This window comes from Pantoea sp. Z09 (genome assembly GCF_022394795.1).
Taxonomy (GTDB): Bacteria; Pseudomonadota; Gammaproteobacteria; order Enterobacterales; family Enterobacteriaceae; genus Pantoea; species Pantoea latae.
Genome location: NZ_CP092373.1, coordinates 2,701,443 through 2,715,530, shown reverse-complemented (window position 1 = coordinate 2,715,530; position 14,088 = coordinate 2,701,443). Strand labels below are relative to the sequence as shown.

Annotated in this window: 14 protein-coding genes and 3 tRNA genes; 16 read left to right on the top strand and 1 reads right to left on the bottom strand. The window is 59.6% G+C overall.

Annotation, left to right across the window (positions count from 1 at the left end; translation table 11 throughout):
• Positions 1-67: 67 nt before the first annotated feature.
• The 16 genes from sucC (at position 68) to MC269_RS12915 (ending at position 12,203) form a co-directional block, all read left to right on the top strand.
• A complete protein-coding gene (sucC, locus tag MC269_RS12990; RefSeq protein ID WP_033751700.1) occupies positions 68-1,234 on the top strand; it encodes an ADP-forming succinate--CoA ligase subunit beta in 1,167 nt (388 codons plus the stop codon).
• Positions 1,234-2,109: a succinate--CoA ligase subunit alpha gene (gene sucD / locus MC269_RS12985; protein ID WP_033751698.1), complete on the top strand. Its 876-nt coding sequence runs from the start codon at positions 1,234-1,236 to the stop codon at positions 2,107-2,109. The genes sucC and sucD overlap by 1 nt, the downstream gene beginning before the upstream one ends.
• 585 nt (positions 2,110-2,694) lie before the next feature.
• Positions 2,695-4,266, top strand: a complete 1,572-nt coding sequence (gene cydA / locus MC269_RS12980) for a cytochrome ubiquinol oxidase subunit I (RefSeq protein WP_239952666.1) — start codon at positions 2,695-2,697, stop codon at positions 4,264-4,266.
• 11 nt (positions 4,267-4,277) lie between these two features.
• A complete protein-coding gene (cydB, locus tag MC269_RS12975; protein ID WP_239952665.1) occupies positions 4,278-5,417 on the top strand; it encodes a cytochrome d ubiquinol oxidase subunit II in 1,140 nt (379 codons plus the stop codon).
• A gap of 15 nt (positions 5,418-5,432) precedes the next feature.
• Positions 5,433-5,546, top strand: a complete 114-nt coding sequence (cydX, locus tag MC269_RS12970) for a cytochrome bd-I oxidase subunit CydX (RefSeq protein WP_239952664.1) — start codon at positions 5,433-5,435, stop codon at positions 5,544-5,546.
• Positions 5,546-5,839: a cyd operon protein YbgE gene (gene ybgE, locus MC269_RS12965; protein ID WP_239952663.1), complete on the top strand. Its 294-nt coding sequence runs from the start codon at positions 5,546-5,548 to the stop codon at positions 5,837-5,839. The genes cydX and ybgE overlap by 1 nt, the downstream gene beginning before the upstream one ends.
• A 177-nt stretch (positions 5,840-6,016) precedes the next feature.
• Positions 6,017-6,421 carry a tol-pal system-associated acyl-CoA thioesterase gene (gene ybgC / locus MC269_RS12960; RefSeq protein WP_239952662.1) on the top strand — a complete coding sequence of 135 codons (405 nt, stop codon included), beginning with the start codon at positions 6,017-6,019 and terminating at the stop codon, positions 6,419-6,421.
• On the top strand, positions 6,418-7,104 hold the full coding sequence (tolQ, locus tag MC269_RS12955) for a Tol-Pal system protein TolQ (RefSeq protein WP_239952661.1): 687 nt from the start codon (positions 6,418-6,420) through the stop codon (positions 7,102-7,104). Before ybgC ends, tolQ begins: the two co-directional genes overlap by 4 nt.
• A gap of 12 nt (positions 7,105-7,116) precedes the next feature.
• On the top strand, positions 7,117-7,545 hold the full coding sequence (tolR, locus tag MC269_RS12950; protein ID WP_033751683.1) for a colicin uptake protein TolR: 429 nt from the start codon (positions 7,117-7,119) through the stop codon (positions 7,543-7,545).
• Positions 7,546-7,572: 27 nt separating this feature from the next.
• Positions 7,573-8,889 carry a cell envelope integrity protein TolA gene (gene tolA / locus MC269_RS12945; RefSeq protein ID WP_239952660.1) on the top strand — a complete coding sequence of 439 codons (1,317 nt, stop codon included), beginning with the start codon at positions 7,573-7,575 and terminating at the stop codon, positions 8,887-8,889.
• Between the two features lie 115 nt (positions 8,890-9,004).
• Positions 9,005-10,300, top strand: a complete 1,296-nt coding sequence (gene tolB / locus MC269_RS12940; RefSeq protein WP_081136257.1) for a Tol-Pal system beta propeller repeat protein TolB — start codon at positions 9,005-9,007, stop codon at positions 10,298-10,300.
• A gap of 63 nt (positions 10,301-10,363) precedes the next feature.
• Complete coding sequence (gene pal / locus MC269_RS12935) at positions 10,364-10,894, top strand: peptidoglycan-associated lipoprotein Pal (RefSeq protein ID WP_081136255.1); 531 nt, start codon at positions 10,364-10,366, stop codon at positions 10,892-10,894.
• Between the two features lie 9 nt (positions 10,895-10,903).
• Positions 10,904-11,698 (top strand): cell division protein CpoB, encoded by a 795-nt coding sequence (gene cpoB / locus MC269_RS12930; RefSeq protein WP_239952659.1) that lies wholly within the window; start codon positions 10,904-10,906, stop codon positions 11,696-11,698.
• Between the two features lie 166 nt (positions 11,699-11,864).
• A tRNA-Lys gene (locus MC269_RS12925) sits at positions 11,865-11,940 on the top strand.
• 68 nt (positions 11,941-12,008) lie between these two features.
• Positions 12,009-12,084, top strand: a tRNA-Lys gene (locus MC269_RS12920).
• 43 nt (positions 12,085-12,127) lie between these two features.
• Positions 12,128-12,203 (top strand) — tRNA-Lys (locus MC269_RS12915).
• A 302-nt stretch (positions 12,204-12,505) separates the two neighbouring features.
• Here the strand turns inward: MC269_RS12915 and MC269_RS12910 are convergent.
• Positions 12,506-13,978 (bottom strand): AlkA N-terminal domain-containing protein, encoded by a 1,473-nt coding sequence (locus MC269_RS12910; protein ID WP_239952658.1) that lies wholly within the window; start codon positions 13,976-13,978, stop codon positions 12,506-12,508.
• Positions 13,979-14,088: the final 110 nt, after the last annotated feature.

The window sequence follows — 14,088 nt, the reverse complement described above, 5'->3', positions numbered from 1 at the left end:
ACCGGGCGCGCCGCGCAAGGCGCGCCCAACCTAATTACTCTTTTCAGACCTGAATGGATAGAACATCATGAACTTACACGAATACCAGGCGAAACAGCTGTTTGCACGGTATGGTATGCCGGCTCCGACCGGCTACGCCTGCACGACGCCACGCGAAGCGGAAGAAGCGGCCTCTAAAATTGGCGCCGGTCCGTGGGTAGTGAAATGTCAGGTTCATGCCGGTGGACGCGGTAAAGCGGGCGGCGTGAAAGTGGTGAACAGCAAGGAAGAGATCCGCGCTTTCGCTGAGCACTGGCTGGGCAAACGTCTGGTGACCTATCAAACTGACGCCGACGGCCAGCCGGTCAACCAGATCCTGGTGGAAGCGGCGACCGATATCGATCAGGAACTCTATCTGGGCGCGGTCGTCGATCGCGCAACCCGTCGCGTGGTCTTTATGGCCTCGACCGAAGGCGGCGTTGAGATTGAGAAAGTGGCGGAAGAGACCCCGCACCTGATCCACAAAATGGCGCTCGATCCGCTGACCGGCCCGCAGCCTTACCAGGGCCGCGAGCTGGCGTTTAAACTCGGCCTGACCGGCAAACAGGTCAGCCAGTTCACCAAAATCTTTATGGGCCTGGCGACGCTGTTCCTGGAGCGCGACCTGGCGCTGGTTGAGATCAACCCGCTGGTGATCACCAAACAGGGCGATCTGGTCTGCCTCGACGGCAAGCTGGGCGTGGACGGTAACGCGCTGTTCCGTCAGCCGGAGCTGCGCGAAATGCGCGATCCGAGCCAGGAAGACCCGCGCGAAGCGCACGCGACACAGTGGGAACTGAACTACGTGGCGCTGGAAGGCAACATCGGCTGTATGGTTAACGGCGCAGGCCTGGCGATGGGCACCATGGACATCGTTAAGCACCACGGCGGCCAGCCGGCTAACTTCCTCGACGTCGGCGGCGGCGCCACCAAAGAGCGCGTGACCGAAGCCTTTAAAATCATCCTCTCCGACGACGCGGTGAAAGCGGTATTCGTCAACATCTTCGGCGGCATCGTGCGCTGCGACCTGATTGCCGACGGCATCATCGGCGCGGTGGCTGAAGTGGGCGTCAACGTGCCGGTGGTGGTGCGTCTGGAAGGAAACAACGCTGAGCTGGGCGCACAGAAACTGGCGGACAGCGGACTGAATATCATTGCAGCAACCAGCCTGACCGACGCGGCACAGCGCGTTGTTGCGGCTGCGGAGGGGAAATAATGTCAATTCTGATCGACAAAAACACTAAAGTGATTTGCCAGGGTTTCACTGGCGGTCAGGGTACTTTCCACTCTGAGCAGGCGCTGGCATACGGCACCCAGCTGGTCGGCGGCGTGACGCCGGGCAAAGGCGGCACCACGCACCTGGGCCTGCCGGTGTTCAACACCGTGCGCGAAGCGGTAGAAGCGACCGGCGCAACGGCGACCGTGATCTACGTTCCGGCGCCGTTCTGCAAAGACGGCATCCTGGAAGCGATCGACGCGGGCATCAAGCTGATCATCACCATCACCGAAGGCATCCCGACGCTGGATATGCTGACCATCAAGGTGAAGCTGGACGAAGCGGGCGTGCGCATGATCGGACCGAACTGTCCGGGCGTGATCACCCCAGGCGAATGCAAAATCGGCATCATGCCGGGCCACATTCACCAGCCAGGCCGCGTCGGCATCGTGTCGCGTTCCGGCACCCTGACCTATGAAGCGGTGAAGCAGACCACGGACATCGGCTACGGCCAGTCCACCTGCGTCGGCATCGGCGGCGACCCGATCCCAGGCTCCAACTTCATCGACATCCTGAAAATGTTCCAGGATGACCCGCAGACCGAAGCGATCGTGATGATCGGCGAAATCGGCGGCAGCGCGGAAGAAGAGGCGGCGGCGTTCATTAAAGAGCACGTCACCAAACCGGTTGTCGGCTATATCGCGGGCGTTACCGCGCCGAAAGGCAAGCGTATGGGCCACGCAGGCGCCATCATCGCAGGCGGCAAAGGCACGGCGGACGAGAAGTTCGCGGCGCTGGAAGCGGCCGGCGTGAAAACCGTTCGCAGCCTGGCGGATATCGGCGACGCGGTAAAAGCGGTGCTGCCAGCTAAATAAGCGCGTTTCACACGCCATCAGCCACCTTTCGAGGTGGCTTTTTTTTGCCTGTCACAAAGCAAAAAGCGGCGTGAGGCGCCGCTATTTTTATGCTCTCTTTTGCTTATGAAGGTTAAAGAATATAAGGGGGAGGTAACTGTTTTCTTAATTAAGCAAACTGACTTTGACAACTAATTAACAATATTCTTTAGGCTACATATCTGGCGAATAAAAGCGTTAATTCAGATCAATAAACTTCGACATTTAACAAACTTTACCGCTGGCAAAGCCTAAGCCAACCGGTTTAAATTGCGCTGCATCAATTCAGTCGTTTCCAAAAACATCCAGGAGATTGTGCCAGGCGGCTATATAACCCCTGCCAGCGGCGCTTCTCTCTCGCCTGCCTGAACGCACTGAACTGATCGCTTTCGGGGAATTTTCACCACTGTTACTCGCTCACGTCGGGCCGCGGAGGAAGATGATCCGTCGGTAACAAAAACTGGAATCAATAATCAGTCGTTCCTGAATCTTACTCTGCGCATCACATCCTGTTGTTTGCCGTTGTTATTCGCAGAGCAAATTCATGCGAGGAGCAAGGAGTCATTAATGTTTGATATCGTCGAGCTGTCGCGTTTACAGTTTGCCTTAACGGCGATGTACCATTTCCTGTTTGTCCCGCTAACGCTCGGTATGGCGTTTCTGCTGGCGATCATGGAGACGGTCTACGTCCTGAGCGGCAAACAGATTTATAAAGATATGACCAAATTCTGGGGCAAGTTATTCGGCATTAACTTTGCGCTGGGCGTTGCTACCGGGCTGACCATGGAGTTTCAGTTCGGCACCAACTGGTCTTACTACTCTCACTACGTCGGCGACATCTTCGGTGCGCCGCTCGCCATTGAAGGGCTGATGGCGTTCTTCCTCGAATCCACCTTTGTCGGGCTGTTTTTCTTTGGCTGGGATCGCCTGGGCAAACGGCAGCATCTGGCGGTCACCTGGCTGGTGGCGCTCGGCTCCAACCTCTCCGCGCTCTGGATCCTGGTGGCGAACGGCTGGATGCAGAACCCTATCGCCTCCGAGTTCAACTACGAAACCATGCGCATGGAGATGCTGAGCTTCTCCGAGCTGGTGCTTAACCCGGTGGCGCAGGTGAAGTTCGTGCACACCGTCGCGGCGGGTTACACCACCGGCGCGATGTTTATCCTCGGCATCAGCGCCTGGTATCTGCTGAAAGGGCGTGACATCGCCTTCGCGAAACGCTCGTTCGCCATCGCCGCTAGCTTCGGCATGGCCGCGGTGCTGTCGGTGATTGTGCTCGGCGACGAGTCGGGCTACGAGATGGGCGACGTGCAGAAAACCAAGCTGGCCGCCATCGAAGCGGAGTGGGAGACCCAGCCCGCGCCGGCCGCCTTTACGCTGTTTGGCCTGCCGGATCAGGAGAAGCAGGAGAACGCCGACGCGGTGCAGATCCCCGGTCTGCTTGGCCTGATCGCCACGCGATCCATCGATACGCCGGTCACCGGCCTGAAAGATTTGATGGCGCAGCATGAGGTGCGCATCCGCAACGGCATGAAGGCCTATGCGCTGCTCAACCAGCTGCGCAGCGGCAGCGCGGATCCCGCGGTGCGCGACGCCTTCAACCAGAGCAAGCAGGATCTGGGCTACGGCCTGCTGCTGAAACGCTACACGCCGAACGTGGCGGACGCCACCGAGGCGCAGATCCAGCAGGCGGTAAAAGACTCCATTCCGCGCGTGGCGCCGCTCTACTTCGCCTTCCGCATTATGGTGCTGGCGGGCGTGCTGCTGCTGGGCATCATTACCTTCTCCTTCTGGAGCGTTATCCGCAATCGCGTCGGCAAACATCGCTGGCTGCTGAAAGCGGCGCTCTACGGCATACCGCTGCCGTGGATTGCCGTCGAAGCGGGCTGGTTCGTCGCCGAATATGGCCGTCAGCCCTGGGCGATCGGCGAAGTGCTGCCGACCTCGGTGGCCAACTCCTCGCTGACCGTGGGCGATCTGCTCTTTTCCATGCTGCTGATCTGCGGTCTCTACACGCTGTTCCTTGTGGCGGAAATGTATCTGATGTTTAAGTTCGCGCGTCTTGGTCCCAGCAGCCTGAAAACCGGACGCTATCACCATGAGCAGGTCGCGGCAGCGGCTGAGCCGGCACGCGGTTAAGGAGAGCAACCATGTTTGATTATGAAGTACTGCGCTTTGTCTGGTGGCTGCTGATCGGCATCCTGCTGGTGGGCTTCGCGGTGGCAGACGGCTTTGATATGGGCGTTGGCATGCTGACGCGCCTGATGGGGCGCAACGACACCGAGCGCCGCATTATGATCAACAGCATCGCGCCGCACTGGGACGGCAACCAGGTCTGGCTGATCACCGCCGGCGGCGCGCTGTTCGCCGCCTGGCCGATGGTCTATGCCGCCGCCTTCTCTGGCTTCTACGTGGCGATGATTCTGGTGCTGGCGTCGCTCTATTTTCGTCCGGTGGGTTTCGATTATCGTTCTAAAATTGAAGATATGCGCTGGCGCGGCATGTGGGACTGGGGCGTCTTTATCGGCAGCTTCGTGCCGCCGCTGGTCATCGGCGTGGCGTTCGGCAATCTGCTGCAGGGCGTGCCGTTTCGCGCGGATGAGTATCTACGCCTCGACTACACCGGCAACTTCTTTCAGCTGCTCAATCCGTTCGGGCTGCTGGCGGGGGTGATCAGCGTGGCGATGATCCTGACGCAGGGCGCGACCTATTTACAGATGCGCACCGTCGGCGAACTGCACGTGCGGTCGCGGGCCGTGGCGCAGATAGCGGCGCTGGTGATGATGGCTGGCTTCGCGCTGGCGGGCGTCTGGGTGAAATATGGCATCGACGGCTATGTGGTGACCAGCGCCATCGACCATCACGTGGCGTCGAACCCGCTGGGAAAAACCGTGGTGCGCGAGGCGGGCGCCTGGCTGGCGAACTTTAATCATCTGCCGGCGCTGTGGCTCTTCCCGCTGCTCGGCGTGGTGCTGCCGCTTCTGACGGTGCTGTTCTCGCGTGCGGAGAAGGGCGGCTGGGCGTTTGTCAGCTCATCGCTGACGCTGGCGTGCGTCATCATGACCGCCGGCATCGCGCTGTTTCCGTTCATTATGCCGTCGAGCATCGAACCCGGTATGAGCCTGACGATGTGGGACGCCACCTCGAGCCAGCGCACGCTGACGGTAATGACCTTCGCGGCGATGATTTTCGTGCCGATCATCCTGGCCTACACCAGCTGGTGCTACTACAAGATGTACGGGCGCATCACCAAAGAACATATCGAGCGCAATACGCACTCTCTCTACTGATTAAGGAGTTGACGCATGTGGTATTTTGCCTGGATCCTCGGCACGCTGCTGGCCTGCGCCTTTGGCATCATCACCGCGCTGGCGATTGAACATATCGAAGACAGCGCCGCGCAGGATGAGCACGCCTGATGCGCAAGCCGATTCGGACGTCATACCGTCTGATGGACAAAGGGCCTTTGCGGGCCCTTTCGCTCATCCTGGCGCTGATCGTCGCGGGCTGTTTGTTCTGGGATCCCTCGCGCTACGCCGCGCACACCAGCACGCTGTCGGTCTGGCAGGGGGTACTGGTGATCTGGGCGGTTTGCGCCGGGGTGATCCACGGCGTGGGCTTTCGTCCGCGCCGCACGCGCTGGCAGGCGCTCTTCTCGCCGTCGCTGGCCCTGATTGCGCTGCTGTTCGCCCTCTACTGGTTCTGGCGCTAGCCGCTCGCATCCGCCGCTGGCAGTGGAGTATTGTCAGCGGTCGGTCAAGATATCTGCCGCCAATCCTTCCAATTGTTTCCGTCTGATAATTATTTTCTCCTGGCTCTGGCATCCCATTCCCAACCCCAAATCTCTTGCGTATAGTAGCAACGTTTAAAAACGAGACCGGGATGTAGAGTGAGTACAACGCTGTTTCGCTGGCCGGTTCGGGTCTATTACGAAGATACCGACGCCGGTGGCGTGGTTTACCATGCCAGCTATATCGCTTTTTATGAACGAGCACGTACCGAAATGCTGCGTCAGCGCCATTTCAATCAGCACAGCCTGCTGGAGCAGCAGGTCGCTTTTGTGGTGCGGCGCATAACGGTGGACTATGTTTCGGCAGCACGTCTCGATGACCTTCTGGAGATCCAGAGCGAAGTCACCGCGATGACGCGCGCGACCATGACGTTTTCCCAGCGTATCGTGAATGCAGAAGGCAAGGTCCTGAATGAAGCAGAAGTCCTGATTGCCTGCATCAACCCACATCTTATGAAGCCGATTGCGCTTCCCAAGTCTATTGTCGCGGAGTTCAAGCAGTGACTGACATGAACGTTCTTGATTTGTTCCTGAAGGCGAGCCTTCTGGTCAAACTTATCATGTTGATTTTGATCGGCTTTTCCATTGCTTCCTGGGCCATCATTATTCAGCGCACCCGTATTTTGAATGCGGCGGGCCGCGAGGCGGAAGCGTTCGAGGACAAATTCTGGTCCGGCATCGAGCTGTCGCGCCTCTATCAGGAGAGCCAGGGCCGTCGCGAAGAGCTGAGCGGCTCCGAGCAGATCTTCTACGCCGGCTTTAAAGAGTTCGCACGCCTGCACCGCGCCAACAGCCACGCCCCTGAAGCGGTGGTGGAAGGCGCCAGCCGCGCAATGCGCATCTCGATGAACCGCGAGCTGGAGACGCTGGAGAACCATATTCCTTTCCTCGGCACCGTCGGCTCGATCAGCCCCTATATCGGCCTGTTCGGCACCGTCTGGGGCATCATGCACGCCTTTATCGCGCTGGGCGCGGTGAAGCAGGCGACGCTGCAGATGGTCGCGCCCGGCATCGCCGAAGCGCTGATCGCCACCGCGATCGGCCTGTTCGCCGCGATCCCGGCGGTCATGGCCTATAACCGACTGAACCAGCGCGTCAACAAGCTCGAGCAGGGCTACGACAACTTTATGGAAGAGTTCACGGCCATCCTGCACCGTCAGGCTTTCTCCAGCGAAAACGCGAAGTAAGCGGAGGTAACCATGGCCAGAGTACGTGGTCGCGGCCGCCGCGACCTGAAATCGGAAATCAACATCGTTCCGCTGCTCGACGTCCTGCTGGTGCTGCTGCTGATTTTTATGGCGACAGCGCCGATCATTACCCAGAGCGTAGAAGTGGATCTGCCAGACGCCACCGACTCGAAAACGGTCTCCAGCGACGATAACCCGCCGGTGATCGTCGAGGTCTCAGGCGTCGGCCAGTACAGCCTGGTGGTGGATCACGATCGTATGGAGCAGCTGCCGCCGGAACAGGTGGTGAGCGAGGCGCAGCGTCGCATTGAGGCGAATCCAAAAACCGTCTTCTTGATCGGCGGCGCGAAGGATGTGCCCTACGACGAAATTATTAAAGCGCTGAACCTGCTGCATCAGGCAGGCGTTAAATCTGTCGGTTTGATGACGCAGCCGATTTAAAGTCGAACCGTTTTTTGGGAACCGAGTGTGTCGAAGGCAACCGAGCAAAACGAGAAGTTAAAGCGCGCGATAATCATATCGGTGGCTCTGCACATCGTGCTGATCGCGCTGCTGGTCTGGAGCTCGTTTAACGAGAATATAGAGGCGAGCGGCGGTGGCGGGGGCAGCGATATCGACGCGGTCATGGTCGATCCGGGCGCCGTGGTCGAGCAGTACAATCGTCAGCAGAACCAGAAAAGCGACAGCCAGCGCGCCGAGCAGCAGCGTGAAAAACAGGCGCAGCAGCAGGCTGAAGAGCTGCAGCAGAAGCAGGCTGCCGAACAGCAGCGCCTGAAAGCGCTGGAGAAAGAGCGCCTGCAGGCGCAGGAAGCGGCGAAGGCGCAGGCTGAGCAGCAGAAACAGGCGGAAGCGGCGGCGAAAGCGGCGCAGGAGCAGCAGAAAGCGGCTGAGGCGGCCGCCGCACAGGCGAAGGCGGACGCGAAAGCAGAAGCCCAGGCGCAGGCGAAAGCGGCTGCCGAGGCGGCGCAGAAGGCGGAAGAGCAGGCGAAACAGGCCGCCGCCGACGCGAAGAAAAAGGCGGAAGAGCAGGCGAAAGCCGTGGCCGCCGCTGCCGCGAAAGCGAAAGCGGCGGCAGAGGCGAAGGCGAAGGCGGCGCAGGAGGCGAAAGCCAAAGCGGCCGAGGAAGCGAAAGAGAAAGCTGAAGCGGCCAAAGAGAAGGCGGCCGAAGAGGCGAAAGAAAAGGCTGAGGCGGCAAAAGAGAAGGCCGCTCAGGACGCGAAAGAGAAAGCCGAGGCGGCGAAAGCGAAAGCCACGCAGGAAGCGAAAGAGAAGGCGGAAGCCGCGAAAGAGAAAGCGGCGGCCGAGGCGAAAGCCAAAGCGGACGCGGCGGCGAAGGCGAAAGCGGCGGCCGACGCGAAGAAAAAAGCGGCGGCGGAAGCGGCGAAAAACAGCAGCGACGTTGACGATCTGCTGGGCGGCCTGACCTCTGGTAAGAATGCACCGAAAAGTGGCACCGCCGGCAACGCTGGCGGCGCGGCGGCAGGGCAGGGCAATCAGAAGAAAGCCGGTGCATCAGGCGCAGAGATTAACTCTTATCTGGGACAGGTTGTGGGGGCGATTCAGAGCCGCTTCTACGATGCTGACACTTTCAAAGGGAAAGAGTGTAACCTGCGTATCAAGCTGGCACCGGATGGTTTGCTGATTGACGTTAAATCGGAAGGTGGCGACCCGGCGTTATGCCAGGCAGCGATCACGGCGGCGAAGCAGGCGCGTATTCCTAAGCCGCCATCGCAGGCCGTGTATGAAGTGTTTAAAAACGCACCGATGCGTTTCAAACCGGAATAATGCAGTAACCCACGGCAGGTTGGACTAAGGTTAGCTTGCCGTACTTAACGAATACTCGTGTTTTTCAGGAACTGTGCGAATTATCATGAACTCAGGTTCAGGTAAGGGAGAAAAGATGAAGCAGGCACTTCGTGTAACCTTAGGTTTTTTTGTTCTGCTGTGGGCTGCGATGCTCCACGCAGAAGTACGCATTGAAATTACGCAGGGCGTCAACACCGCGCGCCCCATTGGTGTGGTGCCGTTTAAATGGGCGGGCTCAGGCGCGGCGCCTGAAGATGTTGGCGGCATTGTCTCTGCTGACCTGCGCAACAGCGGCAAATTCAACCCCATCGACCGTTCACGTCTGCCGCAGCAGCCGACCAGCGCGCAGGAAGTGCAGCCTGCCGCCTGGAGCGCGCTGGGTATCGACGCGGTGGTGGTCGGTCAGGTGACGCCTAATCCCGATGGCAGCTATCAAATCGCCTATCAGCTGGTGGACACCGGCGGCGCGCCGGGCACCGTTCTGGCGCAGAACTCCTACAAGGTCACCAAACAGTGGCTGCGCTACGCGGCGCACACCGCCAGTGACGAAGTGTTCGAGAAGCTGACCGGTATTAAAGGGGCGTTCCGCACCCGTATCGCCTATGTGGTGCAGACCAACGGCGGTCAGTTCCCGTATGAACTGCGTGTTTCAGACTACGATGGCTTTAACCAGTTTGTCGTTCACCGCTCGCCTCAGCCGCTGATGTCGCCGGCCTGGTCGCCAGACGGCAGCAAAGTGGCCTATGTGACCTTTGAAAGCGGTAAATCGGCGCTGGTGGTGCAGACGCTGTCAAACGGCGCCATCCGTCAGGTTGCCTCGTTCCCGCGCCACAACGGTGCGCCGTCCTTCTCGCCGGACGGCACCAAGCTGGCTTTCGCGCTGTCGAAAACCGGTAGCCTGAACCTCTATGTGATGGACCTGGCGTCTGGCCAGACCCGCCAAATCACCGACGGTCGCTACAACAGCACTGAGCCGAGCTGGTTCCCGGATAGCCAGACGCTGGCCTACACCTCGGATCAGGCTGGTGCGCCTCAGATTTATAAAATTGGTATCAACGGCGGTGCGCCACAGCGTATTACCTGGGAAGGAGCACAAAACCAGGACGCGGACGTCTCTGCCGATGGTAAAACCATGGTGATGATCAGCAGCGCCGGTGGCGCTCAGCATGTCGCCAAACAGGATCTGGTAACGGGAGCCGTTCAAACGTTAACGAGCACGTTCCTGGATGAATCGCCAAGTCTGGCGCCAAACGGCACGATGGTAATCTATAGCTCTACTCAGGGGATGGGTTCCGTGTTGCAGTTGGTATCAACAGATGGGCGTTTCAAAGCGCGTCTTCCGGCAACTGATGGACAGGTAAAATCGCCTGCCTGGTCGCCGTATCTGTAATGCATAGGTCCCCTGCGTAGCGGGGGGTTAAATGTATGATAATCAATATAACAGGATAAAAAAATGCAACTGAACAAAGTGCTGAAAGGGTTGATGCTGGCTCTGCCGGTTCTGGCTGTAGCCGCGTGTAGCTCACACAAAAACAACAACAACGACCAGACCGGCATGGGCGCAGACGGCGCTTACGGCAACGGCGCTGGCATGAACGGCAGCGGCAACGGCAACATGTCTTCTGACGAGCAGGCGCGTCTGCAGATGCAGCAGCTGCAGCAGAACAACATCGTTTACTTCGGCCTGGACAAATATGACGTCCAGTCTGATTACGCTCAGATGCTGGACCAGCATGCTGCTTTCCTGCGTAGCAACCCGTCATACAAAGTGACCATCGAAGGTCACGCGGATGAGCGCGGCACGCCGGAATACAACATCGCGCTGGGCGAGCGTCGTGCTAACGCCGTGAAGATGTACCTGCAGGGCAAAGGCGTGTCGGCTGACCAGATGTCTATCGTCTCTTACGGTAAAGAGAAACCGGCTGTGCTGGGTCATGACGAATCGGCTTACTCTAAAAACCGTCGTGCCGTTCTGGTCTACTAAGAGAATCACATGATTAGTAACTTCAGACTTCATCTGTTGAGTCTGTCGTTACTGGTTGGCGTAGCGGCCCCCTGGGCCGCTAATGCCCAGGCGTCAATCAGTAGCGTCGGCTCTGGCTCGGTCGAAGACCGTGTCACCACTCTTGAACGAATTTCTAACGCCCAGGCTCAGCTTCTGCAGCAACTGCAGCAGCAGATGAGCGACAACCAAAGCGATATCGACGCGCTGCGTGGGCAAATCCAGCAAAACAGCTATCAGCTAAATCAGGTGATCGAGCGGCAGAAGCAGCTCTATCAGCAGATCGACAGCCTGAGCAGCAGCGGCGCCAGCGGTGCGGCGCAAAGCGGCGCAGAGGCGCCAGCGGCATCCGCAGACGCGGGCGCGGCGGCAGGTGCAGCAGCAGCCTCGTCGGGCGCGCCGGTGCAGAGCGGCGACGCCAACAGCGACTACAACGCCGCGGTGGCGCTGATTCTGGAAAAGAAACAGTATGACCAGGCGATCGCCGCGCTGCAGGCGTGGGTGAAGCGCTATCCCGATTCAACCTACCAGCCGAACGCCAACTACTGGCTGGGACAGTTGAACTACAACAAAGGTAAAAAAGACGACGCGGCCTACTATTACGCCACCGTGGTCAAAAATTACCCGAAGTCGCCGAAGGCGTCTGAAGCGTTGCTAAAGGTTGGCGTCATCATGCAGGAGAAAAACGACACGGCGAAAGCCAAAGCGGTTTACCAGCAGGTGCTCAAACTTTACCCCAACACCGATTCAGCGAAACAGGCGCAAAAACGTCTCGACGGGCTGTAATTTGTGCAGCCAGCACCGGAATTTGCCTGATTTCTGGTCTGGCAGCATGAAAGGTAAGCAGTTGAACTCCCTTGCGGAAAATAAGGGTTGCGCTACCTCGGTAAATCAGTAATATATGCCGCCGTTGCCGGGACAGAATGCAAATGTGTCTGGCAAGCCTGAAGATGGGTCGTTAGCTCAGTTGGTAGAGCAGTTGACTTTTAATCAATTGGTCGCAGGTTCGAATCCTGCACGACCCACCATCTTCCCAGCGAACAGAGTACCCCTTCTGTTCCTGAGAAACTTCAGCACCGCTTCACAGCCTTAAGATGGGTCGTTAGCTCAGTTGGTAGAGCAGTTGACTTTTAATCAATTGGTCGCAGGTTCGAATCCTGCACGACCCACCATCTTTAACGCAGGCTTCAGGTTTGCGGGTTGTCAGCACCCAGCGGGTCGTTAGCTCAGTTGGTAGAGCAGTTGACTTTTAATCAATTGGTCGCAGGTTCGAATCCTGCACGACCCACCATTTCAAAAAGAAGCGCCCAATGGGCGCTTTTTTTGTTTCTGCGCTATGCCATTTCTTAAAGCCATTCCATTGTCACACTGGCGCGGGGTTAACGGGTCCGAAGAGCAAAGCGTCCGAGCCAGTGACAAAAACGCCGGGAGCGTTTTTGAACAACGCGCAGCGTTGGCCCGGAACGGGCGCACCTCAGGGATGAGGTGCGTAGCCGCGAGGCCGACCCACAGGGAAGTGGGCTTCCTTTGCGATCGCGCCCGCTCCTCCTGCACCCAGCACAATACCCGCCGCCATGATATTTCCGCGCGCCGTCACGACTTTTTCTTTGGCTTCACCACCGCCAGGCTCTCCCATATATGCATCACCGCATAGCTGCGCCACGGCCGCCACTGCTGCGAGCGCGCCTCCGCCTCGGCGGGCTTCAGACCGCCCAGATTATTACGGATGGCGATATCCTCTTTAGGAAAGGCATCCGGCCAGCGCAGGGCGCGCATCGCAATATAGTGCGCCGTCCAGGGGCCGATCCCCGGCAGCGCCACCAGCTGCTTCATCACCGACTCCGGCGACTGAGTGGCGTTAAAGCGCAGCGACTCCCCGGCGCACGCCTGCGCAAAGGCGATAATGGCGCGCGAGCGCGCGCTGACGATGCCCAGCGGCGCCACATCATCCACCGTCAGGCTGGCGATGCGATCCGGCCGCGCGGCGCAGCGCGTCAGATCGGTAAAGGGCGTCTCGCAGGGCTCGCCAAAGGCGGCGGCAAAACGGCTGCTCACCGTGGTCGCGGCCTTCACCGTCACCTGCTGGCCGATAATGGCGCGCACCCCAAGCTCAAACGCGTCGAACGCGCCCGGCACGCGCAGGCCGGGGCTGCGCGCCAGACTCGGCGCCAGCAGCGCATCCTGCGCCAGACGGGCGGCGATAAGCTGCGGCTGCGCGTTAAGGTCGAAAAGATCGCGCAGGCGACGCAGCAGCAGCGGCAGCACCGGGGTCAGCGAGGTGGAAAACTCAACCCGCAGCGCGTTCTTAGCCGGCAAATGCGACACGCTCACCCAGCCGCGGCAGCGGCCCAGCGCCACGGTGCGCCGATAGGCGCCATCCTGCACCGCCTCCACCTCCTTCATCAGATGCGTCTGCAAAAACGCCAGCATCGCCGCCCAGTCATACGGCGGGCGATAAACCAGCAGCAGCGTCGCGCTGTCGCCCGACTGCGCGTTGACCGCGGCGTCGACGCCCCGGCGCAGCGCGCTCGGCGTCATGCGATAGCGCGCCTGAAACACGTCGTTAAAGCGGCGCAGGCTGCGAAAGCCGCTGGCGTAGGCCACCTCCGTCACCGGCAGCCGCGTCTCCGTCAGCAGCTGCTTCGCCAGCAGCATACGGCGCGTCTGCCGCAGCTCCAGCGGCGACACCCCCAGCTCCTGCTGCACGATGCGGCGCAGCTGACGCAGGCTCATGCCGAACTCGGCGGCAATCGCCTCCAGCCCCTCGCGCTCCTCCAGCAGCCCCTCCTCAATGCGCTGAATCAGCCTGTCCGCCACGCGGTGAGGCTGATCGACCGGCGCGTTGCCGGGCGCCAGCTCGGGCCGACAGCGCAGGCAGGGGCGAAAGTGCGCCTTCTCCGCCGCTTCGGCGCTGGCGAAAAACAGACAGTTCTTCTGCTGCGGCGGCTTAACCGGGCAGATGGGGCGGCAGTAAATGCCGGTGGAGGTGACGCCAACGAAAAACACGCCGTCAAAACGGGTATCGCGCGAGGTCAGGGCCTGCCAGGCCGTTTCTGAATCAAACATAATCACTCCTGCAAATAAACAGAGCCTATACCCGGTTTGTGCTGCGCACTCGCTGTTTTCGGACAGCAAAGCAGTTTACCCTGATGACCGAAAACGGCCAGCGCGCCCGC

What these genes read in the sequence shown, in the direction of transcription:
- sucC (WP_033751700.1), top strand. Translation starts at nt 68, where the DNA reads ATGAACTTACACGAATACCAGGCGAAACAGCTGTTTGCACGGTATGGT.
- sucD (WP_033751698.1), top strand. Translation starts at nt 1,234, where the DNA reads ATGTCAATTCTGATCGACAAAAACACTAAAGTGATTTGCCAGGGTTTC.
- cydA (WP_239952666.1), top strand. Translation starts at nt 2,695, where the DNA reads ATGTTTGATATCGTCGAGCTGTCGCGTTTACAGTTTGCCTTAACGGCG.
- cydB (WP_239952665.1), top strand. Translation starts at nt 4,278, where the DNA reads ATGTTTGATTATGAAGTACTGCGCTTTGTCTGGTGGCTGCTGATCGGC.
- cydX (WP_239952664.1), top strand. Translation starts at nt 5,433, where the DNA reads ATGTGGTATTTTGCCTGGATCCTCGGCACGCTGCTGGCCTGCGCCTTT.
- ybgE (WP_239952663.1), top strand. Translation starts at nt 5,546, where the DNA reads ATGCGCAAGCCGATTCGGACGTCATACCGTCTGATGGACAAAGGGCCT.
- tolR (WP_033751683.1), top strand. Translation starts at nt 7,117, where the DNA reads ATGGCCAGAGTACGTGGTCGCGGCCGCCGCGACCTGAAATCGGAAATC.
- tolB (WP_081136257.1), top strand. Translation starts at nt 9,005, where the DNA reads ATGAAGCAGGCACTTCGTGTAACCTTAGGTTTTTTTGTTCTGCTGTGG.
- pal (WP_081136255.1), top strand. Translation starts at nt 10,364, where the DNA reads ATGCAACTGAACAAAGTGCTGAAAGGGTTGATGCTGGCTCTGCCGGTT.
- cpoB (WP_239952659.1), top strand. Translation starts at nt 10,904, where the DNA reads ATGATTAGTAACTTCAGACTTCATCTGTTGAGTCTGTCGTTACTGGTT.
- MC269_RS12910 (WP_239952658.1), bottom strand. Translation starts at nt 13,978, where the DNA reads ATGTTTGATTCAGAAACGGCCTGGCAGGCCCTGACCTCGCGCGATACC.